This is a genomic window from Cupriavidus sp., from assembly GCF_057315035.1.
This window is the reverse complement of the sequence record NZ_DBHKYV010000002.1, coordinates 592,947-614,919: the sequence shown is the minus strand read 5'-3', so window position 1 is coordinate 614,919 and position 21,973 is coordinate 592,947. Positions and strand designations below refer to the sequence as shown.

Annotated in this window: 17 protein-coding genes and 3 pseudogenes; 5 read left to right on the top strand and 15 right to left on the bottom strand. The window is 60.7% G+C overall.

All coding sequences use genetic code 11. The annotated features are described in order from the left end of the window. Positions 1 to 45 precede the first annotated feature (45 nt). The 12 genes and pseudogenes from ACO550_RS06405 to ACO550_RS06350 form a co-directional block, all read right to left on the bottom strand. Entirely contained in the window at positions 46 to 807 is a 762-nt protein-coding gene (locus tag ACO550_RS06405) for a cupin domain-containing protein (protein ID WP_315595004.1), read from the bottom strand. Between the two features lie 47 nt (positions 808 to 854). After that, entirely contained in the window at positions 855 to 1,667 is an 813-nt protein-coding gene (locus ACO550_RS06400) for a GntR family transcriptional regulator (RefSeq protein WP_315595003.1), read from the bottom strand. Beyond that, entirely contained in the window at positions 1,664 to 3,454 is a 1,791-nt protein-coding gene (locus ACO550_RS06395; protein WP_315595002.1) for an acyclic terpene utilization AtuA family protein, read from the bottom strand. The genes ACO550_RS06400 and ACO550_RS06395 overlap by 4 nt, the downstream gene beginning before the upstream one ends. Positions 3,455 to 3,464: 10 nt before the next feature. Further along, a complete protein-coding gene (locus ACO550_RS06390) occupies positions 3,465 to 4,232 on the bottom strand; it encodes an enoyl-CoA hydratase/isomerase family protein (RefSeq protein WP_315595001.1) in 768 nt (255 codons plus the stop codon). After that, positions 4,225 to 5,478, bottom strand: a complete 1,254-nt coding sequence (locus ACO550_RS06385) for a CoA transferase (RefSeq protein WP_315595053.1) — start codon at positions 5,476 to 5,478, stop codon at positions 4,225 to 4,227. Before ACO550_RS06385 ends, ACO550_RS06390 begins: the two co-directional genes overlap by 8 nt. A 98-nt stretch (positions 5,479 to 5,576) precedes the next feature. Continuing rightward, complete coding sequence (locus tag ACO550_RS06380; RefSeq protein ID WP_315595000.1) at positions 5,577 to 6,677, bottom strand: SMP-30/gluconolactonase/LRE family protein; 1,101 nt, start codon at positions 6,675 to 6,677, stop codon at positions 5,577 to 5,579. Positions 6,678 to 6,819: 142 nt separating this feature from the next. Beyond that, positions 6,820 to 7,365 carry a cupin domain-containing protein gene (locus ACO550_RS06375; RefSeq protein ID WP_315594999.1) on the bottom strand — a complete coding sequence of 182 codons (546 nt, stop codon included), beginning with the start codon at positions 7,363 to 7,365 and terminating at the stop codon, positions 6,820 to 6,822. A 271-nt stretch (positions 7,366 to 7,636) separates the two neighbouring features. Continuing rightward, positions 7,637 to 8,464, bottom strand: a complete 828-nt coding sequence (locus ACO550_RS06370) for a UTRA domain-containing protein (protein WP_315594998.1) — start codon at positions 8,462 to 8,464, stop codon at positions 7,637 to 7,639. A 119-nt stretch (positions 8,465 to 8,583) separates the two neighbouring features. Then, a complete protein-coding gene (locus ACO550_RS06365) occupies positions 8,584 to 9,156 on the bottom strand; it encodes a hypothetical protein (RefSeq protein ID WP_315594997.1) in 573 nt (190 codons plus the stop codon). Positions 9,157 to 9,199: 43 nt separating this feature from the next. Next, a pseudogene (locus ACO550_RS06360) lies at positions 9,200 to 9,565 on the bottom strand (DNA-binding protein); the annotation flags it as partial. A 1,249-nt stretch (positions 9,566 to 10,814) separates the two neighbouring features. Next, the gene (locus tag ACO550_RS06355; protein WP_315594996.1) at positions 10,815 to 13,019 is read right to left on the bottom strand and encodes an amylo-alpha-1,6-glucosidase; all 2,205 of its coding nucleotides are present in this window, start codon (positions 13,017 to 13,019) and stop codon (positions 10,815 to 10,817) included. Positions 13,020 to 13,036: 17 nt separating this feature from the next. After that, the gene (locus ACO550_RS06350) at positions 13,037 to 14,122 is read right to left on the bottom strand and encodes a glycosyltransferase (RefSeq protein ID WP_315594995.1); all 1,086 of its coding nucleotides are present in this window, start codon (positions 14,120 to 14,122) and stop codon (positions 13,037 to 13,039) included. Between the two features lie 442 nt (positions 14,123 to 14,564). Between ACO550_RS06350 and ACO550_RS06345 the strand changes: the two genes are divergently transcribed. From ACO550_RS06345 to ACO550_RS06335, 3 genes and pseudogenes are all read left to right on the top strand, one after another. Next, entirely contained in the window at positions 14,565 to 15,056 is a 492-nt protein-coding gene (locus tag ACO550_RS06345; protein WP_315594994.1) for a glycine zipper domain-containing protein, read from the top strand. A 1,335-nt stretch (positions 15,057 to 16,391) separates the two neighbouring features. After that, the gene (gene phaP / locus ACO550_RS06340; protein ID WP_315594993.1) at positions 16,392 to 16,913 is read left to right on the top strand and encodes a TIGR01841 family phasin; all 522 of its coding nucleotides are present in this window, start codon (positions 16,392 to 16,394) and stop codon (positions 16,911 to 16,913) included. Between the two features lie 147 nt (positions 16,914 to 17,060). Then, positions 17,061 to 17,267 (top strand): annotated as a pseudogene (locus ACO550_RS06335) (ATP-binding protein); the annotation flags it as partial. 338 nt (positions 17,268 to 17,605) lie between these two features. On the opposite strand, the gene ACO550_RS06330 reads toward ACO550_RS06335, so the two are convergent. Further along, positions 17,606 to 17,896: a HipA domain-containing protein gene (locus ACO550_RS06330; RefSeq protein ID WP_315594992.1), complete on the bottom strand. Its 291-nt coding sequence runs from the start codon at positions 17,894 to 17,896 to the stop codon at positions 17,606 to 17,608. A 285-nt stretch (positions 17,897 to 18,181) separates the two neighbouring features. Between ACO550_RS06330 and ACO550_RS06325 the strand changes: the two are divergent. Both ACO550_RS06325 and ACO550_RS06320 read left to right on the top strand, forming a co-directional pair. After that, a pseudogene (locus tag ACO550_RS06325) lies at positions 18,182 to 18,918 on the top strand (type IV toxin-antitoxin system AbiEi family antitoxin domain-containing protein). A 408-nt stretch (positions 18,919 to 19,326) separates the two neighbouring features. Continuing rightward, complete coding sequence (locus tag ACO550_RS06320; RefSeq protein WP_315594991.1) at positions 19,327 to 19,749, top strand: HU family DNA-binding protein; 423 nt, start codon at positions 19,327 to 19,329, stop codon at positions 19,747 to 19,749. A 151-nt stretch (positions 19,750 to 19,900) separates the two neighbouring features. Here ACO550_RS06320 and ACO550_RS06315 read toward each other — a convergent pair whose 3' ends face one another. Continuing rightward, the gene (locus ACO550_RS06315) at positions 19,901 to 21,313 is read right to left on the bottom strand and encodes a HipA domain-containing protein (RefSeq protein ID WP_315594990.1); all 1,413 of its coding nucleotides are present in this window, start codon (positions 21,311 to 21,313) and stop codon (positions 19,901 to 19,903) included. Next, positions 21,310 to 21,666: a hypothetical protein gene (locus ACO550_RS06310; protein WP_315594989.1), complete on the bottom strand. Its 357-nt coding sequence runs from the start codon at positions 21,664 to 21,666 to the stop codon at positions 21,310 to 21,312. The genes ACO550_RS06315 and ACO550_RS06310 overlap by 4 nt, the downstream gene beginning before the upstream one ends. Between the last annotated feature and the right edge of the window lie 307 nt (positions 21,667 to 21,973).

Genomic DNA, 21,973 nt, shown 5'->3' with positions numbered 1-21,973 from the left:
CTCCCGCATCTCGGATCTGAATGAAGTTTCCTTGCCCGGGTTGCTTCAGGACAGCCGATCGTGTGCGCGAATGATTATCAGCTCTCGCATGACGCCTTCCGCTTCGAGGCTGAGCTCCGCACCATCGGGGACATAGACCCACTCCCCAGTTGCGGCGACGAAGCTCTCTCCATTCACACAGCCGTGGATTGGCCCGCTGCGCACAAAAATGACCTGCTCGGTCTCGCCAAGCCGGTGTGGCTCTGCGCTGCCATCCGGATCCAGGTCTACCGTATAGATGTCGAGAAACTGGGAGTCGACGGTCTGCCGTGTGATGACTGGTCTGATTTGCGCGCCATGGTAGTGCGGTAGCGTGATCCCATCAGCGCTGCGAGGAACGTCGCGAACCTCGGCGGCACCAGCCTGAAGGCGTGGATCGTCCGGGCCTTTTGCGAGTACTGCCGCATTAGAATTTTCACTATACGGCGGTGCGTAGATCACCATCACCCGTACCGGTTCGTCGCTGATGACCTCGAAGCGATGGAAGACTCCGGCCGCATTGAAGCTCCAGTCCCCTGTGCGCAAGACGTGCTGCTTGCCTGGGAGTTCGCCGAGACCCTCACCGGCTAGCATCAACGACGCCTGCTCCAGGCCTGGGTGTGCATGCGGCAACGCACCGTTACCTCGCGAAATCGTGCCCAGCAAGACCTCGAGCCGGCGCGCACCGACGGTCTCTTTGCCGATGATGCGCTGATTCGCCGTGCCCGTGTGGTTGGCCGGTGCGTACGAGGCCACGTCGGCGGCCCTCCGTACAAAGGCTGATGTCATGCCGATGTCTCCGTTATCGAATGGTGAAATGGTGAAATCTGTCGTGCTCAGCGGCGGCTGTCGGGAATGGCGAGCGCAGGGTAGTGCTCGGTGAGCTTGGCTGGCATCTCCACGTCCAGAATGAAACGGTCGCCGCGATACCAGAACTGCCCTGCCATGAGCACATTGCCCTCGATGTCCAGCGTCGCTCGGACGATCGTGGCGATGGGCGCTCCGAAGCCATAGGCAAGATCGCGTGCCAGGATATAGTCGGCTGGCTCGACCGTCATGGTTTGCTGCATCATGCCTAGGCGATCGCCTTCGACCTGGCGAAGCAAATGAACGAGCTTGTGATGCTTTTCGCCGCCAGGCGGAAAGCGGGCAAATACTGACGACGCGACGTACATGTCGATCAGGCAGAACGGCGTGCCGCCATGCACATGCAGCTTGCGCACCATCACATAACTATCCAGCGGCGTGCCGCGCCGGGCCAAACCTGGCCGCAGCGCCACGCCCTTGCGCATATCGAGGATGCGGATCTCCAACTCTCCGCCGTGGGCCGACTCGTCATTGATGGCCGAGCGCAACCCTTCTCCGGGCGCTGACGGCTGCTTGATGACGTGGGTACCACGACCGCGCTGGCTGCTGACTAAGCCCTCTTCCGTCAGCGCTGCGAAGGCCTGGCGCACGGTGACCTTGGCGATCCCGTAGGTCTGCGCCAGCTCGTCGACGGTGGGCAGTTGCACGCCGACCGGGTACTCGCCAGAAACGATTTTGTGCCGAATGACGCTTGCGAGCTGTCGATAGCGCGTCACGCCGCCGGTGCCGTCGTCGGCAAGTGTAACGACGCCGTTGGCTGGTGCGGTGGTGTTCCAGGTCACGACATCAGCTCCCGCGGGACGCGCACCGGCATGGTGAGCAGAATCTGCGCCATACCCTTACCCAGAGGATCATTACGCAGCGACGCCATGCCACCGCCATCCAGTGCCGAGTCGCATACGAAGTTCATGGCCTCGAAGCCGGGCAGCTCGTAGCGGGTCACCGGGCCCTTAACCAAGTGCCTAAGCCAGTCAGCCACGCGGCTCACTGTCACCTGGGCCCGCAGCACGGGCAGATACTCGGGCCTGCGGGCAATCAGCCCGATGTTGGAGGTATCCCCCTTGTCGCCGCTGCGGCCATAGGCCAGCCGTATCAATGGAACTTCGACGGTGTCATGTTCTGCGGGGCTTGTGCCTGTCTGTTCAGCGACTAAAGGCGTCGAAGGCGCGATCGGTGCTGCCGGCTCACCCAAAGGAATGGTCACGCCGCTGCGTACACCGTCCACCACCACCATCGGGCTGAGGGCGCTCTTGTCGAGCAGGAACGCATACTGGCGAATCGACGGCGAGGGATTGGAACGCCCACCACTTGAGCCAGTCGTGCCAGGCGCCCAACTGGTCCCTGCTGCAGCGATCTCCCGCGCGAACAATTCCAGCGCCGCCTTTTCGGGATGCATCACTGCCAGTCGCATCACCGCTTCGCGGGTGTGCCGGACGACAGCATGCGGCCCAAAGCAGGACTCCGCTCCCAGCACCTCAATCCGCGTGCGACTGTAGTCTCCCCAACCGTTCTCCCCGAAAAGCTCGCGCGTGCGGGCGAGAATCGCTTCCGCCGTACGTTGCGCCTTGCCGGCCGCGTCGACCCCGACGATGGAAAGCTGCGCGTTGCAGCGAAAGCCGTCGACGTAGGTGGCACAAACCTTATAGGAATGGCCCGGGGCGCGCCCGCGTGCGTCGCTTACTTCCACGAGGTTGGGTGCGACCTGCCTCAGGGCTACCTGCGTGAAATCGCAGGTGACGTCTGGCAGCAGGTAGGCTGTCGGGTCGCCGATCTCATACAGTATCTGCTCGCCGACCGTGGCGGTATTGACCAATCCGCCGGTGGCGGGCGGCTTGCCGACAAGGAAGGTGCCGTCGGCACTGCACTCGACGATCGGATACCCGATGTTGTGCCAGTCCGGAACGCTCTCCCAGTCAGTATGCAATCCGCCGGTTGCCTGGCATCCGCACTCAAGGATGTGACCCGCTAGGCTGCCTTGTGCCAGGCGATTATAGTCGTCTGTCCGCCAATCGAATTCGTGCATCAGCACGCCGAGTGTCACGGCACTGTCCACGCAGCGTCCGGTAATGACGATTTGGGCTCCGTTGTCCAGCGCCTGTTTGATCGGCAAGGCCCCCAAGTACGCGTTGGCGCTGACCACCTTCTCCGGCAATGGCTGGCCTTTCTGCATGCCCTCCACTCCGGCTTCGCGCAGCTGTGGAAGGAGAGGCATCACGTCATCGCCTTCCACCACGGCAATGCGCAGCGTCAGGCCCTGTTCCGACGCCAGCGCGGCAATCGCCTGCGCACACCCGTGCGGGTTCATGCCACCGGCATTGCTGACCACGCGGATGCCGCGTGCCGCGATCTCTCCGATCAGCGCCTTCATTGTCACCGTCACGAAGTCGGTGGCGTAACCCAGTTCCGGCTTGCGCAATCGGGCTGCGGCAAGAATCGACATGGTCAGTTCGGCCAGGTAGTCGAAAACCAGGTAATCGATTTCGCCGTGGCGTACAAGCTGTGGCGCGCCGACGCTGCTATCGCCCCAGAAGCCCGAAGCACCGCCAATGCGTACCCTTTTTGCGTCCATTCCCATCTCCCTATCTGCCAGTCCACTTAGGCTGGCGTTTCTCGCGGAATGCCAGCTGACCTTCGCGCGCGTCCTCGGTCAGTGCAAACAGCCCTATCTGGCTTTCGGTGAACGCCATGGACTGCTCGAACGACATGGTTTCCATATGCTTGAGCGTGTACAGCCCCCGACGGATGGCGGCGGGCGAATTGTTCAGCAGGCGGGTCAGCAGCAAGTCCAGCCTGGCGTCGAGATCGTCGCCGACAGCGTTGATGAGTCCTGCGGCAAGCGCGTCCCTCGCGGACAGTGGCTCGCCGCACAGGCACAATTCGGTGAGCGTGCGACGTGGCACCAAGTGCTGCAGCACGCTCAGGACCTGGGCCGGGAACAAGCCCAGCTTGACCTCCGGCAGGCCGAACCGGGCGCCTTCGCTAGCTATCGCCAGATCGCACATCGCCATCAGCCCCATGCCGCCCGCCATGCAGGCGCCGTTGACACGGGCGATCAGCGGCACCGTTGCCTGCCTGGCACAGCGGAATAGGTCTGCCATCCCCAGGTAGGGTTCGGCGTAATCGAAGGCAAAGGATTTCCCACCCTGAAGATCGGCGCCGGCGCAGAATGCCTGCTCGCCCGTTCCGGTAATGACCACAGCGCGGATGCCGGTATCGCGATCGGCGCGCAGGATGCCCTCGCGAAGTCCCTGCAGCACCCCCGGTGTGATGGCATTGCGGCGCTCAGGCCGGTTGATGGTCAGGCAGAGTACTGCGTCCCGGACCTCGCACAGCAGTTCATCATTCATGGGGCGCTTCTCCTTCGGGACGTTGCGCTCTTGACCCATCCTTGGAGATGCCCGACGCGAATAGCGTATCGATGGCGGCGTCGTCGTAGCCGGCCTCTTGCAGTACCTCACGGCTGTGCTCACCCAGGGCGGGCGCATGGCGGCGGCTTGTCGGTGGGGTGCCATGCCATTCGCTGGGCACCGCCATCTCCCGGATACGCCCGACGGCCGGATGGTCGGATTCGCTGAAGAAACCGATGTCCTGCAAATGGGGATCGTCCAGCAGCGACTCGAACGTGTGCATCGGGAAGACCGGCACATCGGCCTCTTTGAGCAAGGTGCGCCATTCCTCGGTGGTGCGCTTGGCCATTTCGTCGCTGACCATGGCGTACAGCTCGGTGATATTGGCGGTGCGGGTGTTGATGTTGGCGAGGCGTGGATCGGTATCGTACAAGTCCGGCTTGCCAATGATCTGAAGGAACGCCTGCCAGTGATGATCGTGGTAGATCAGGCAGCAGACATGTCCGTCCTTCGTCCGGTACGGGCGCCGCTCTGGCGAGAGCAGGCGCGGATAGCCGAAGTCGCCTTTTGCCGGAACGAAGGTCTCGCCATAAAGGTGGTCTCCCATTACATAGGGAACCATGGTCTCGAACATGGGCACATCAACGCGCTGACCCTTGCCAGTGCTCGTGCGCGAATACAGGGCTGCACAGATCACGCCGAAAGCATAGAGTCCGACCGAGCGATCCGCGATGGTGATCGGCAGATATCGGGGGGTGTCGCCGCTGCCGAGCGAAACCGCCAGGGGCAAGCCGGTTGCGGCCTGGATCAGATCATCAAAGGCGGCCTGGGGCGCGTAGCGTCCGCGCTGCGAAAAGCCGAACATGCCAACATAGAGCAGGCGCGGATTGATGGCCGACAGCGTTTCATAGTCCAGCCCCAGCCGCTGCATGGCCTGTGGGCGCACGTTGTAGGCCAACACATCGGCATCCCGAATCAGGCGGAGCAGGGCCTCGCGCCCTTCTCGCGCTTTCAAGTCAAGCACGATGCTGCGCTTGTTGCGATTCAGGCCCAGGAAGAGCGGCCCCAGCTTTTCGTCGCCACAGGGCCCGATGCCGCGCGTACTGTCTCCGCCCGGCGCCTCGACCTTGATCACGTCCGCGCCAAGGTCAGCCAGCATCTGCGTGGCGGAAGGCCCCATGAAGACCGACGTGATGTCGATCACCTTCACGCCGGTAAGAGGGCCGGTTGTCTGTTCTCTTTCCATAACCTTTTCATCTCGGTGGGGCGATGCATGGCGGCTGGCACGAGGGACACCGTTGCCGGCCGACTGGCCGCGACATCTGGCTTGCAACAACAGATTGATCATCGGTCTGGCTCCCAGCTGGCCTGCTCAGGAATCCGCTTCTTGATTTTCGAGATGGTGTGGAGTCTCACCCGCTGCGCCCACGGCCCGTCGACGGTGCGCAAATTCTTGCCCGCAAGATGTGCGAGGCCAAGCTCGTCACTGAGTTTCGCAATAGACGTCTCGACGTCGAGCGAGAGGTTGGTGACAAGAACGTCGCCGCCGTGGAAGACGAGGCTGTTCGACCAGAGAAAGCCGATGGGTGCTCCCTTGCGGTCGATGCCACCGAAGTCGCCGAGCTTGGCAATCACCTGGCCCTTGTTTGGCTCGATCACCTGAATCTCATTGGACTGATTGCAGGCGATCCAGAGATTGTCGTGCTCGTCGATGATCAGGCCGTCGGGTCCGCCGCCGATCCGGTTGACGAAGACCTCAGGCGTGCCGGGCTCCAGTGTCGGGCCGGTCACGGGGATCCTGACAACGACGTCATTCGCGGTGTTGGCGACGAACAATGCAGTCTTCCCGTTGTTGAACGCCAGGCCATTTGCGCCGATGGTCGGGGGTATCCGTGTGGGCTTCAGAAGCGCACTGGTAACCCACGGGGATGCTTCGCCGCCATCGGGCCCGACTTTCCAGATGATGCCTTGGTGGGCGTCGGTCACGTAGACGTTCCCGGCGGGGTCGAACGTCATCCCATCTAGACCCGGGTTCTTTCCGGTGACTGTCATGAACACGGACGAGACACCTGTCCGCGGGTCAACGCTGAGGACCTTCGCGCCCACGTAGTCGACGATGAGCAACTTGCCCGTCGCAGGATGGAACCCGAGGTCGAGCAACATCCTGCTCGAGCCCTTGATGCCGACCGTACGCAAGTGCTTTCCATGCGGGTCGAACACAATCAGCGTGCCCTCGCTCGTGATCGGCTTGTTCACCGCAACGGTGACGACGTAGACGTTCCCCTCGCGATCCACAGTGATGCCTTCGGGATGTGCCTCGCCCGCGGGCAATGTGGCGAATGTCTCGACCTTGCCGCGCTCCCACGCGCTGGTGGCCAATGGCATCGATAGCAACGCGAGCAGAACCAGCGTCGGCAGTATCGGCAAACTCAGGGCTTTGATCATTCTCATGTTGCACTCGCTCAACCCCGCGGATTGACAGGTCCTTACTGATTGACTGGAGCAGTCTCGTACGCGCTGGCCGGTAAGGATCAGGGGAAAGGCATCGTGCAGGCCGGCGAGCGGCCCGCCTGTCAGCCGCCTTTTTTCACTCGATAACGTCGGCGCCGTTGCCGCAGACGTAGGGCACCGGTCCGATGCCGCGAGCCGCGGCAAGAGTGTGGATCGCGTGCTGGATCGAGAGCGCGTCATTGAGCGAATGGAATGTACCGTACTCGTTGAAGCTCACTTGCGCGCCTTCGATCCACGCTATGGTGATCGTGTCCTCGGTGTTGTCCTCCGGGGTGTAGAAGGTGTGCACCGATCCGCCGGGCTCGTACAGATAGGAGCCTGCAGTCTGTGGCTGTTCGGGGTACTCGCGGTACTTCCAGCAACCCTGGATCGTCCACACTTGGGCCGTACCAGTGTGGTAGTGAATTGGCAGCGAACAGCCAGGTTCGACGATGGCCATGATGACCCACTCTCCGCGCTCCGGATCGATACGCAGCGGCCTGATGTGGATCCCCGGGAAGACATCTTTGATCAGCGGGATCTGCTCGATGTTGACGGTCAGCAGCTTGTCCTGCGGCAGGGCGGGTAGCGGCAGATTGGCGCCAGTGGACGTGGTGGGCTGCGTGAGAATCCTTGCAGTCATGAGTCTTGTCTCCATTTGTTGGAAGCTGTGAAATAGGTGGAAGAAAGCCGCCCCCTGATGAGGCGGACGAGGCACCCCAGTCCGCGGCAACAGCGGCGGCAGCGCACTAGAGAAATAGAAGCGTCCCGCGCAGCGGTGCGACCTGGCCGAACTGCGGCCCGGCGAGCACGTTACTGAATATCCTAAAGTTCTAATGTTGGAATGTTAGGGGCTGACGAAGGATTTTTCTGCCCCTTGTTTACCCTAGGACTGAACGAAAAGGCCTTAAGCTTTACTTGCGCTCGCTAGTGTTTCTAACTGTTCCGCGTTGTGGTTCGGTGATGGCCGGCACCGTCTTCAATGCGGACGCGGGGATGTCGATCTCGGAGACATAGCGGTCACCCCGATACCAAGTGACGCCGGCGTATAGCACGTTGCCTTTGCCGTCAAGAAGACGCCGCGACATCTTCGCCACGGGCGAGGCGAACGGGATCTTCAGCATATCGCATAGAGGAAAATCCGCCGGCATCACGGTCATGCGTTGTCGCACACGTTTGCTGCGCGAGCCCAGTTCATCTAGCACCGCGGCGAGAAGCTTCTTCCTCCTGGCGGTGTCCTTGGGCAAGGCGTCGAAGACCGGGGCCAACACGTAGATCTCCGCGTAACAGAATGGCTCGCCGGAATAGGTGTGCAGCTTGCGGACGCACACATACTCGCCGTCCGACAGGTCGCCGGTGCCGAGAAGTTCCTGCGGCACCCCGGTGCGGCGCCGGACTTCGAGTACCTCAAAGGCGAGCGCTTCAGGTGCGGCGAACGGATCGTTGATTGCCAATTCGATGTCGCCCGTGGCGGCGGGCAGGGCCGCCACATGCGTCCCGATGCCCCGCTGACTACGAATCAGCCCTTCTTGAGAAAGCAGCTCATATGCCTGCCGGACGCTGACGACGGCCACGCCGAGGTCAGCCGCGAGCTGCGTGATCGGCGGCAACAGCATGCCGAGCGGATACTCGCCTTTTGCGATGCGATACCTCAGCAACGAAGCCAGCCGCTGATATTGCGCAACGCCCCGTTCAGCCGACAGCTCCGCCCGCTCATTCCCCGTAGTTCGATCGTCCGTCATTCCTGTTGCCTGAGACTCAGAACCTTGGAGTATGCACCAGACGGGCCCTGGCTGGCCGGCGTCCATCGAGCCTTTGCCGTCGAACAAGCGCCGCGATATCTAGTGTTTGTAGGGGCCGATCAGGGTAGGCGTGGCGAGCGAGTTCTGGTGGATAAAGAAGCGAACTGCAGCGTTGGTAGGCTTGGGTCGCAACTCCAGCTTGGGCACGCGCTGCGCTCGCACGGTGAAGATGTAGAGGTGCGCGGGCAAGCTCTTAGTCTGCCTCGGAGATTACAGGAAAAACCGTTGGCATTTGCGCGCGCGAGCCGTGCGGGGTCGGCATGATCGAATGCGGCCAGCCATGGCGCAGCCGCCACCTCCGTTGCCTCTGTGGCGGTCAGCACCGCAGTCTTGCTCCCCGGCAAGGCGGTGGTGGAGCGGAAGCGGCGTCGGTGCGTGTGCAGCAGCCGGGCGAAGACCGTCTCCGGGCTCGGTGCCTGGTCCGCCGGCGCGGTGCGCAGGCGTCCGCGCTCCCAGTACTCGACGGCCCCGTCGTGGGCCAGCAGCAGGCGAAGCACCGTCGGCTGCGCGGCCTTGGCGTCCGCGAGCGATCCGTAGCGGCGCTTGATGCGCGTGAGGGTCCAGTGCGCGTAGACCGGATGCCCGAGCGCTTCGGCGAGGTAGGCGAGCGCCGCGTCGACCGTTGCCGGCAAGGGGCGCGGCGGCACCGCGCCCGTATCGATCCAGTCCGCTGGATCATGACGGATCGCGGCGCTTGCTACCGGGCTTGCTGCTAGGCTTGTGGTCGGGCTTACCGGCCGGCTTGGCGGTCGATCGGCTCGCGCGTGCGGCCTTGGCGGCGGGCGGTGCCGCGGCCAGGGTCGCGCGCAGCAGTTCGTCGAGCTGGGCGCGCTGGCTGGCCGTGACGGCCTTGAATGCACTGGCCTCGCCGGCGGCGGTCTGGCGCGCGGCGCGTTCGCTGACCAGCTCCGCGTCGAGTCGGGCGCGCTCCTCCTCGAGCGCCGCGATGCGCCGCTCGGCGAATTTGAGTTGCGAGGCCAGTTGCGTCCGCTCGGCGCGCACCGCGTCGCGCTGATGGGCGGTTTCCTGCAGGAGCTGCTTTGGCGGCAGCCAGCGCGCGGGCCGACGCGCAGGCAGCACGTCGTGGCGAACTCGAAACGGCATTGGCGACCGTGCAGGATTGTGCCGTGGCGGACGAGCGCGCCCATGCCGAAGCGATCGCCACCGTCCAGACGCGCTACGAGGCGCTGTCGAAACTCTAATTATCTTGCCGAAACAGAATCTCAAGCCCGACGGGCGCGTATGGCCGCGCGCAGGGGCCCGATCAACGTTTCAAATCCAGGGAAGAAAAAGGACCAGTCAGCAAGTGACTGATTTGACTGGGATTTCAAGTGGACATCGTCCGGAAACCCGCGTGGATGCTAGGGGTGCTACACCGGTAAACTGCGCGGGAATCAAGAGGATCCCGGTCGGCAAGGACGAGCGGCGAGGCAAGGTCGCGCTCCTCGCCCACCATACCAATACATCTGACGAAAACCTATCGCAATCCAAAGAAACTCAGGATAGCCAGCACAATCACTATCGCTCCCACAAGCCACACGATGTTCATCACAACCTCCTCTTAAGCTTTGTGTCATTCCGGCACACCCTTTCACTGGCAAGTTCCGTGCCGATTCCAGCCCCGGATAACAGCGCCGGCCTTGAATGGCGAACTTGTGCAAGAGGATGAAAGCGGCCTCAGGCGTGCCTTAAATTTTTGCTTAGCTCAAATGCACTTTTTTCAGGTCGCGACAACGAGGCATGCAAACGCCGCTGGTGATTGCGCCGGGCATCATTGCACTGAATCGCCCAGCAATTCCAGCTTGCAGCATTCCAGCGAATTGGCCAGTTCCCGCAAATCGATTCCGGATTTGATGACGGCAGGGGCTCACCTTCCTCTTCCTCAGTGTGACGACCCACGCGGACGCAGCTCGGACGGTAGTTTGGCTTGTCCATGACGATTTCCGGCGGGAATGTGCGATACGTTGAGTTGCCGAGGCATGAAAGTGCATACCCTGTACGCAGTCGGAACCAAGCGCCGGAGGTCGCGGCTCTCCAGTTCGCAATCCTCTCCCGCGCGTTCCTTGCTAAGCACCGTGCAACAAGACAGGAGCGCGCCATGACCACTTTCTTAGATCGGGTTGTAAAGCCGCTATGGCGTTTTTTCATCGGTGCAGCTGCCGTGTTTGCCGGCGCTGCAGTCGCTGCCATGCACGGCTGGCGCCAACGCATGGATAACGCTGCTGCCGTCGCTTCGCGCTCCTGCGGCAAAGCGCAAAGCCAATGGATGGCGGGATAGACAGGAAAGTCTTTAATTGGTGGTGGTGATCAACACATTTCCGCGCCGTCCCAACACACTCACCACTACGTTGCCCCCCGCACGCTGAAGCAGGACGTCAGCCGAATGGTTCCCGAGTGTCAGGCCCTGCAGCGCCACTTCGTCTATGAAGGCAGGGAGGCAGGGGTGCCGAAAGATGATCTCGCCGGCCGCGAGGTCAAAATCCAGGCTCAGGCATGACTGCAACAATGAAAGGGGCGTAGCCGCGGCCCAGGCTTGCGGACTGCAGGCCACCGGATAAAGCGTGGGACCGCGGTTACGGCGGCGCACGAAACCACAGAAAAGCTCTGGCAGGCGCCGCAAGTCGATATGTGTGGCGGCCGCAAAGAGACCCTCGAAGATACGCAGTGCTGCATCGCGCAGCCCGTAGCGTGCCAGCCCCGCCGCGACAATAGCGTTATCGTGCGGCCACACCGAGCCATTGTGGTAGCTCATGGGGTTGTAGCGCGCCTCCGTGGAGGCCACTGTGCGCAACCCCCACCCGGAGAATGAAGCGCTTGTCATGAGCGTGGCCGCAACGAGCGCGGCGCGTTCTGGCAGCGCGATGCCGGTATAGAGCGCGTGGCCTGCATTGGACGTTCGCACTCGGCAGGGCCGCTTGTCGCCATCCAGCGCCAATGCGTAGGTTCCGAGTGCGGGATCAAAGAAGACCCGATCAAAGCGCGCGCGCAGATCCTGCGCCTTGCTGTCCAATGTCGCGGCCAGCGCGCCATGACCCAGGTGGTGTCCAATGCGGGCGGCCGCCATCCAGGCGCCGTAGACATAGGCCTGCATTTCCACGAGTGCGATGGGGCCGTGCGCAAGCGCGCCGTCTGCATGGAAGATCGAATCACGGCTATCCTTCCAACCCTGGTTGAGCAGCCCCTCGGCGGTATGCCGTCCATACTCAAAAAAGCCATCGCCGTCCCGATCCCCGTAATGGTCGATCCAGTGCAGTGCGGCTTCTATATGGGGCCAAAGCGCCTGCATCGTCGCGATGTCATGGGTCCGGTCCCAATAGGCTCCCGCGAGCATGACGAACAACGGGGTGGAGTCGACACTTCCGTAGTAGCGTCGGAACGGCACTTCGCCCAGGATGGCCATTTCCCCCTGGCGGCTTTCATGGAGGATCTTCCCCGGTTCAGCATCCGCCGCAGGCTCCACGGCGGTGGCCTGATTGGCGGCGAGATAGCGGAGCACCCCCCGTGCGATGCTTGGGTCCAGCCATAGGGTTTCGAGCGCGGTGATCAATGCATCGCGGCCAAAGAAGGTGCTGAACCACGGTATCCCGGCATAAGGATAGGCGCCGTACTGCGTCCGGGTGCTCAGCATATAGAGATCGGACATGCTGCGGCCCGCCGCCTCGTTAAAGATCTCGTTGGAGGTGGTTACCGTGGCGGCGCCTGCCGATTGCGCCTGCAGGGAGCGCCGGGCGGCGCGCAGCGCCGTGGGAAACGCCCGACGCGGTGAACGACCGTCCTGTCGCGCACGGGCACAGCAGACCTCGATATAAAGCAAATGGGTTTTCAGAGGGGCCAACTCCAGTTCGAAGACCGCCTCGTCGTTCGTCAGACTTGTGGGTGACGGATCAAAGCAAAGCTGTGTGGAGCGCGCTTGACCATCCAGTCCCGTGTAGGACAGTGTGGCCCCACCGCTGCATAGCGCAGTCGGATGACTTGAGCCGCGCTTCAGGCGACGGGCACCTCGCACCTCGAACAAATCGGCAAAATCAGCGGCAAAGGCCAGTTCAAGTCTGATGAGACGAGGCTTGTCGTCATAGTTCCTCACGGCCAGGCGTTCGTAGCAGGTATCGTCCCACAGGAAGCGCGAGCGCCGCAGGTGAATGAGATCATGGGCCATCACCAGCCGCCCGCCGGCATCGAAAAGGTCGGGGTTGGTCAGATCGAAGGTGAGCGCGGCGTTGTCGTCCCGCAGCACGGAACTGAGCAGGATCGGACGCCAGCCTCCGAACGTCAGATAGAAGTGCGACAAGTGACGCGTATCCCGGTAGTAAAGCCCGTCCGAACCGCCTATGCCGGCGATCGCGTCGCCGTGCTGGTCGAAGACGCCAAAGATATCGCCGTGCTTGAGCGTCCGGGGTCGGTTCTCCCGCAGAGAGCGCGAGGCCGCAACGATAATGGGAGCAGCCGGAACCGCTTCGGGCGTCTGCCCGCCCCCGTCTTCCGGAGTATCTAGCATTCGTTCCCCCTGCAGATTTAGGCAGCGACGTGCAAGTCGGGGGGCGGCAGCGCCACGCGGTTGGCCTGCACCGGCTCGTACTTGCTGCAGTTGTAGAGCACAAGATAATCGTATGCCATGCGTTCCGAGGTGAAGCGCCGATTGAAGGCACGACGTACGCCAGCGCGATCCATCGCGCCGATGTGGCGGACAGCAGCGACCGCCTCATCCACCGAATCCACAATGGATCCGGTTACTCCGTCATCCACGACTTCCGGCACCGAACCGCGCCGGAAGGCGATGACAGGCGTGCCACATGCCATCGATTCAATCATGACGAGCCCGAATGGCTCCGGCCAGTCGACAGGAAACAGCAGTGCGATCGCGTCGCCAAGGAAACGCGCTTTCTCGCGCTCACCAATCTCGCCGATGTACTCGACATTCGGGTGACGCTCGATCAGTGGTGCGATTGTCGTGTCCCAGTATGCCTGGTCAACGCGGTCAACCTTCGCGGCAATCTTTAGCGGCATTCCGGCGCGCACCGCGATCTCAATGGCATGGTCTGGACGTTTCTCCGGGGAGATCCTGCCTAGGAATGCCAGATAGCCGCCATGAGGCACCGCATTGAACGGCAGCAGGTTTTCGGGCAACCCATGGTAGACATTACCCAGCCATGAGACTGGCGGCATAGGGCGGCGTTGTTCAATCGAAATGGACACGAGCGGCACGTCAGCGAACGCCGCATAGAAGGTCTTGAGGTCAGGCAGGTCTAGCCGGCCATGCAGCGTGGTCACCGTGCGGTGGGAAAAGCTCCTGATGAGGGGAAAGTGCAGCAGATCCGTATGAAAGTGCAGCACGTCGAACGTTTCGGCTCGCCGGCGCACCTCATCCAGCATCATCAGATAGTAGGGTAATGGGTCCCGGACACGGGGATCCGACCGTATCGCCCGGTCGACGCAACTGACAAGCCGGGCGGGTGTCGATGAATCACCGCTTGCAAACAGCGTCACATCGTGACCCAATCGAACCAGTTCATCGGTGAGGTAAGCGACCACACGCTCAGTACCACCGTACTCCCGTGGGGGGCAGCACTCCTGAAGTGGCGCAATCTGTGCGATTTTCATCTTCGAGTGCTCCCGATCCGACTGACAATGGAACGATCTCCGCGTACGGCCAGGAGAACCCCCCACGCAGCAGAGATCACGATGATCGCAAGAGATGATTGCTCGCCTCGCCCATTGGCGGCGACGCAAAGGGCGTGCCGAGCCCAGACTGCCCTCCCGCACGCATGCTTGCCACGTGGGGGGTCAGCGGAAACATGGATGGCCGGGAGCGTGAAAGCAATCCCGGCACCAAAAAACTCCAGCTTTTGTAAAGCGGAAAAAGGCGCTTCTTCGGCGAATCGGACTGTAACGCGTGCGGCGTCGCCTGGCCTAAACATCAGACGATGTTGGGCATGAAAGCTGCGACGACTGTCGTCAGCGTGTAAGGGTCCGCCTTCGCGCAAGGACGTCAATCCCGTCCAGTTCGCCCAAATTTTCTGATTTGTTCAAATGGAGGAGCATCATGGAAAACGTGGAAACGGAACATACGCTTGGCAGTGGCCTGGGAACGAGCGCCGGAAAGGTGTCCGGGGAACCGGTGGAGCCGGGGAAGCCGTGGAAGAGAGAGGGCGAACTGGCTTCGACGCACACGCCCGCACGTCACGGCGCGGACGACGTGTCGGCTTCTAGGGAGAACATCGGGTCGCAGGGCCTTTCGGAGGCGCTTGACAAACTTTTGGAGCGCCTGCCTGGCCTGTTTGGTGACGAGCGTACCAAGGCGAAGAAGGAATTTCTCGAACTCGCGGAAAAGTCTCACAGCCCCCGCCTCGAACTCGTCGCCAAATCGGCGGAAGTTGCCAGGCGCGTGACGGGCAGCGTCAAGCAGGAGTGGGAAACCAGACGAGAACGTGCAGACACGTACGTTCATGCCAATCCCTTCCGCTCATTGGGGATCGCCGTGGGGATGGGTATGTTGCTAGGGGCGATAGGCGTTGGCAGTTTGCATCGACGTTAAGGCAAAGAGTTGATCGACGAAAGATCGATTCGATTGACCTGTGGCTCCCCGGCGCCCCCTGATCGCATTCGGCGAGGTCACTCGCCGGCGGGTCCGTCAGGATCTGCGGTGCTGGGTACGCAGCATAACCGCCTGTTCGGCCTACTGCGGGCCTGCGCCGACCTACTGTCGATGACCGATGCCGACTTATGGTCTACCAGGAGTATTGCCAGCACGGCGATCATAGGAGGCCCTGACATTGCGCGGGGACATGCTTACCAGTAGACCGATGACATGGGGCGCGAGGATGGCACCGCTTCAGCCGACACCGGACGCCCCGCCCATGCCGGTCGCACGCTGTCTGGCTGGCTGGGGGTGATGACCAAAGGAATTACGCTCTTGAATCTGGCCTCGCGATCGTGAATCAGCAACTCAACCTTTTCGTGAGCTTGCCCGAATCGCTAGATTGCCTCGGGTTTTGGCGCGTCCAACATGCAATACCGTGGACCAGGATGTCGGACAAGATCGCCGGTGCACGGAGACCCACGAGGTGCATATTATCGATCATTTTTACATCTGCGGATTGGTCTCGTGGCCTTCCATTGAAGGACGAATAGCGGGATCTGTTCCCACGGTGTTCCCGCGTGGACGAAGAGCGCCCGCAGGCCATTTCGATGAAGGGTAATGAACCTGGCAATCCCCATTGCCGTCGAAAAAACGCAGCGATCACAACGGGAGGGCTAGAGCTGATCGCAAGACAAATTACCTTTTTGATGGGCAATGCCTAATTGCGCATAGACTACAGAAAACGTTGGATCTTGCCGGAGGAAATCAAGATGCTGATAGAAGCAGTCCTTGTTTTCGCGCTAGTCGTCCGAGCTATTTTTCTGCACGTTCACGTGGCACGCACCAGGCTGATTCAGTGAGAGACGCTGATTCGGCGAGAGAAAAGCGGCGTGCTCAGTTGCGAGGTGCGGCGGAAAGTTTATATGGAAGCACTCCCCTCGCATGTTTCTGAGTATCCCGTTCCGAGAGAGGTGCGCACCCTCGTATTTCGCTTCGTCGGCATGGTGCTGTAGCGCAAAGAATTCAGCGTTGCCCTCCCCGCCGACGCCTGCGCGCGTCTTGATAATATTTCTGTCATCGAATTTGATGCATGCTTCCCAACGTAGTTGCAACTCGAGCAGCATGGCTCCCGGATACGAGCTCACGCCTGACTCAAAATGGGCCGTTTCAAAGGGGGCTGCCACTCCCGAGGCTACCTCACATCGGCTGCGTGTCTTCCGCTAGCAAAGCCACATTGACGATTCCCAACCCGTCCCGCGCTTTGCACCGGACTCAGTTCAGGAGCTTCACATGCCTTCCTCACCCACCGAGCAGATGCGGGCAGCACAGAATATCTTTTGCGTTCTGGCCACTAGGGGTCTGCAGAGGTTGATCGAGCTGAATCTGCGGACCATGAAATCGAACTGGGAGAACATTCAGGAAGCCACGCGCAAGGCGGCGGCGGCCAAAGATTCGGGCGAGTTGCTCTCCCTCCATGCCAGCTTGTCCCGATTAGCCGTCGACAAGGCGCAAGCATATCAACGCGAGCTATTTGAACTTGCCGCGGCCGCCCAGGGCGATTTCGCCGAAGCCGCCGATGCACAGATCGAGGAGAGCAAGCGCAAGATGGAAGAAGCCACCGACAATGCGACAGGCGTGCCGATGGACTCAGAGGCTGCGTTGTCGCCGTGGCAATCTGCCCTAAGCGCGGGTGCTAATTTTTTCGAAACCATGCAGCAATCGGCCAGACGCGCAACGGAAGTTGCGGAAGGGGGTTCAGCCGCACGATCCAATGCGACAGCCGAACGCGCCGCTCGGAACACCAAGCACTAGGTGCAGAAGTGCGCGAGCGGCGCCGGTCAACGCTTCCCTGTTATATGCCGTCGTCATAAGGAAAAGCGACAGCCTGCCAGTCCGCAAGGCCACCCAAAAAAGCCCCTTGGGAGGTAGCGGGCCCTAATCTTGCTGAGGACTCAAATTAGCGGCCCCGCCATTGACCAACTGACGCTGGAGCGGATGTTTGAGCCCCTGAGCAGAGGCCCTGATCAGGAAGACAAGAACGCGGACGGCCTCGGGCTCGGCCTGTATATCGCGAGCGAAATTGCTAGGGCACATCGCGGGGCCATCGACGCTCGGTCAGACCAGGTGGAGACGGCGTTTGCGGTGCGTCTGCCGCGTCGCGTGTAGCGGCCCTGAACGAAGATTACGGCCAGGAAGCAGCTTCCGTCCTCCAGGGCGCCGCTTGCGGGGCTACGTCTGAATGTCCTTGCGAAGGTGCTGACGAGCGACGTCTAATGGGCCGAGAAGAGACTGCTATCTCATTTGCCGGCGCTGCCCCTCGCCAGCCGGGATAGGCGTGTCTATCTCTGCAGCCGTAATCAGGCGTAACAGCCATGCTCGAAGCCAATATACAAAGCTGAGCTGCCAGCGCAATGTGCTGCTATCGCATTTACGAGGGCAACGCGTCGCGCGGCGACGCCAGTTCTGATGATGAGATCGCCTGGCGGTTAATCGCATTTTTTGATCTAGTATTGCCGCACAATTTGTTCATCCGCCGAAGCGTTTCCTCCAGTTCGACGCCACCCAGCCCCAGTGATGTACGCGAATTGGTTGAAGTCGAGATGCGCCATCGCGCGGAGGGTTTGCATGTGATGGCGCTCATTGCCAGCGCGGTCGAATCGCCTAGTCATAAAGTGTGCGCGGTCTTCTTCTAGGAGGTGGCATTCCGACATCGTGATGCCCGCCGCCTTGGCCATAAGAGAGTACGCAAATTCAATGCGACCGTAGTTGCGCCCCTCACCGAGCTGTTCATACATCTCCGCCCGACTCGCACTCGGTCTGAATCGAGACGGACCATTTGCCCGCGCTCAGGCTGACCGTGGCATTGTGCAGGCCGGCATCGGGCGACCGAAGACGCGAACCCGCTCGATCCACCGGGCCAGTGCGCGCAGCGGAATCGTGGCCCTTTGAAAGCTCGTGGCGGCGACGCGTAAAAGGACCCACCAGGCCAGGAGTTGGGCAAAGCTCCACCTTGCGTTATTTTTTACAGTAACATTCTTTTTGCAGAGGGTTTCCACAAGAAAATAACGCGAACAGTTCAAATGCGTAATCAGCCACTTCACAATCTGATGGCCCAAGCGCCACGCGGCCAACCGATGGACACAGAGATGCTCCGCGAGATGGGGGTGTCTGAACGTTCCCTCAGTCATCTCGTCAGCGCAGCCTGGCTCGAACGGCTGGGGAAAGGTGCCTATCTGCTACGGGGCGACCGGCCAACCCGGGACGGGATCCTGGCGTTCTTGAGCCGGCGGATAACGGGCCTGCATGTTGGCGGGAAGACTGCGCTTGACTGGCAAGGGGTTCGCCAAAACATCGCCCTTCGCCAGAAGGTCGTCCTGTGGGGAGAGGCCCCCTACAGGTTTCCTGATTGGGTCGGCCAGCATCTCCTGATCTCCTGTACTCCTACCAGACGACCAATTTTTTCGACGAATCGTTCCAATATGGTGAAGGCCTCAAACCCATCCCGAACGGGAATCCATCCGTACTTGTATCGGTTCCAGAACGGGCATTCCTCGAGCTCGTGAGCGACGTGGGCAAGGGCCAAACGCTCGAAGAGGTCCAGAACATCCTCGTAACCATGCGCAGCCTCCGTGCGCCCGTCCTCCACATGTTCATGCAGCACTGCACACGAATCAAAGTGCTCAAGCTGGCGAGAACGCTTGGTGAGGATAGCGGATTTGACTGGGGCAAAGACCTTCAACAGTATGTCGATCAGCGCAGCCAGGGTAAGCGGTGGTCCAACAAGATGAATGACACGCGTATCACACTAAAGCCTTGACGTCCCCCATGCCTAAAGCAGCCTAAAGGCAGAGGATTCCCACACCTGGCGATGCACGTCCGCATCGGAGAGTATCCAGCTCTGCATTGGTATCACGCCCCTCGATCATCGACATGAGCCTGGACAAAATCGTCCAGTAAGCGTTCGACACCATTGGCTACGAGGCCGACGACACGAGCCCGCAAAATCTGCGAGCACATACTCTCGCCGCACGCTCCTGCAGGGCATCTCGCCGGCGGCGGTATCGCTACGGCGAGGGCAGTCGAGCAACCCAACCGTCCACCGAATGCTGGCCACCATCGAGGTCGTCTGACACTTCTCGCAGCCACCTATTGCATGGCGGGTGACAATTTGGCATCCTCCGCCGGATCCGGCGATGGTGCCGGCAACCTCGGTAACAGGAGCCACATGGCAACGAAGAAGACGGCCGCGACGAAGACTACGGCAAAGAAGGCAGCGGCACCGGCGAAGAAGGCTGCGCCAGCCGCCAAGAAGGCGGCGGCGACCCCGGTGGCCAAGCCGCTAAAGGACACGTTCAACAAGTCGAGCCTGTTGGCCCACCTGATCGCTCAGACTGAACTCGACAAGAAAACGGTGCAGACCGTGCTGTCACATCTTGAGACCACGATCGTCAGCGCCATCCACAAGAAGGGCGCCGGCGAATTCACGCTGCCTGGCCTGTTCAAGGTTTCGGCCATCCAGGTGCCGGCGACCAAGAAGCGCTTTGGTAAGAACCCCTTCACTGGCGTGGACCAGTGGTTCGCAGCCAAGCCGGCATCGGTGAAGGTAAAGGTTCGCCCGCTGAAGAAGCTGAAGGACGCCGCGCTGTAATTTTCAGTAGCGCCAAACGAGAAGGCCCGACAAATTTTTGTCGGGCCTTTTTGCTTTTCCTAGTTCGATCTGACCAAGCGCCGGCCTCAGGCGCTCTCCTACGAAACCCCCGCTACAGCGTCGCAAGCCGCTTAGCGGCGGGAGAGTTCATTCATCTTCCTGGGAGGACGTGTGGCGGGAGGCGCGTAGAAGTGCCAAGCTTATTTCGCGCATGATGCCGCTTTCGGGCGGACACCACCATTGGATGCGCCTCAAAATTGGCCAGCAGGTTCGCCTTGGACCTTTCTGTCAGCAACGACGCTTCGATCATCGCTGGCCACGCCTTGAGCGCCGCGTTGATGGTCTCCTGGATCGCTGCCGCGGCGGGCTTTTCGACAATATCTAGGATCCGGCAGAAGCTGCGCACAATGTTCGGGCCGAGGCGTTGCTTGGTCTGTCGCCGGTCGGCATCATGGCCCGACACTTCGAGCATATCTGGCGGAACAATGTAGAGCGCGTGACCGCTTCGCTTTGAGTAGGCGCTGTACCCGACAATGTCGTAGGCCGGCGAAAGCTCGGGAGTCTTTCCGTCCCGATAGATCACCCCAATGTTCTTTAGGTGCATATCGGGGTTCCCCAGGAGCTCGTTCACGGTGATGCGCCGCAGGAGTTCATGAATCGCCGACTCCCCCAGGGAGGGCTCGCCCATCATCACGGCGGCGATCTCGAGATAGCTCCCTTCGTACTTTCGTTCTGGTTGCACACCGAGAATCTGGCCGAAATCCTCAACATGGAAACGACCAGTTGGTGAGCGATCAAAGCGGGTAACGACCAGAAAATTTGTCTTTTTCGTCGCCTCATCCCCGAGGTCATAGCCATGCTCCACCGCTAGCAGCTCAAGAGGCGCCAGTTTTGCCTCACAAACCCTTACCCCCGCCGCCTGAGCGAGACGCAGCGACACATCCTCCAGCTCCGGAAGTTGAGGATTGCCCACGACAGGAAGCTTTGCAATGATGTGGGTATCCTGATTCTTTGTTCGGCCAACGTATCGACCGTTCTGTTCCAGGACACCGAGTTTGGGCTGCACGCCACTGACCGAGACACCTTCAACCATCGGTTCCTCGATGACGGACATTTCCAAACTGTCGTTGTCTTGCGTAACTAAGTGAGTGACCTCGTCCTTCGACAGTTCGACAGGTGTCGCGTAGACGTTGCCAGGCAAATCGCGTCCCGTGGCCGCGAGCATTTCGAAATGGTCGGTCGGTTCACACCCTCGGATCTCGGCGATTCGATCCCTGAAGACACCTTCCGGCAGCAATCCTTGGAAAAAGGCGGGCAGCAACCAGCTTTGCGACTTGACGGAATAGGCGCCGTTGAAGACTTCGTCCGTGACAGTGGCCCAGACTGCTTTTTGCTCTTCTGGCGTCTCGGCCTCCATCGACAGGGAGAGCGTCGGGGCGAAAGGCCCTAGATTGGCAAACGCGTCATCGGCGACAAAGCGAATGATCGGTTGGGTGTCCCCAAACTTGAAAAGCAACCCGACACGCCGCGCGCCCAAGAAGATGCCGAGAGTTCTAAGTTTCATCGCTTGGTCTTCGTCTTCTTTTGTGCCGTGGCGACGTTGGCAGTACTGCGTTCACGCTCTTGGGCTTCACGCAGGCGGCGCAACGCTCCGCTCACGCGTGTTGGAGCACGGGCGGGCTCCGATAGGGAGTCAGCAAAAAGTGATGATGCTTCTTTCGGGACGAGCTTTAGCTCGAGCCCGAGGCGGTCGGCGACGGCCAGCAGGGTGGAGACCTTATAGTCTTGCGCCCCAGTCAACACGTGATTCAGGGTTCGATACGTGATTCCTGAATCACTTGCCAGCTTGAGTTTCCCATACTCTCGCTGGGCCTCCCGCTCGTGAAGCAAATTGGAGATCTCTTGGAGCGACTTCATAGGCTACTAAAGTATCACTGATGAGTTTGATACTACCTTAGTATCATTCTTGGGTCAGATCAACAATAGATACTACTAACATATCTTTTTTTCACTCAAAATACTACTTTAGTATCTTTTTTGCATGCGGGATGAGCACACTAGTTTCTAGGGCCGCCCCCTGCCTCGAATTGCGAACTCAGCTTCGGAAGTCAAAAAAAATCGACATGGACTATAATTGTCAATTATTGTTGACATCAGATTTGCTGAATCCAACCCGGTTAAGGGGGCAAATGGACCATCGACGAGAGCTACAGGATAAAGCGGA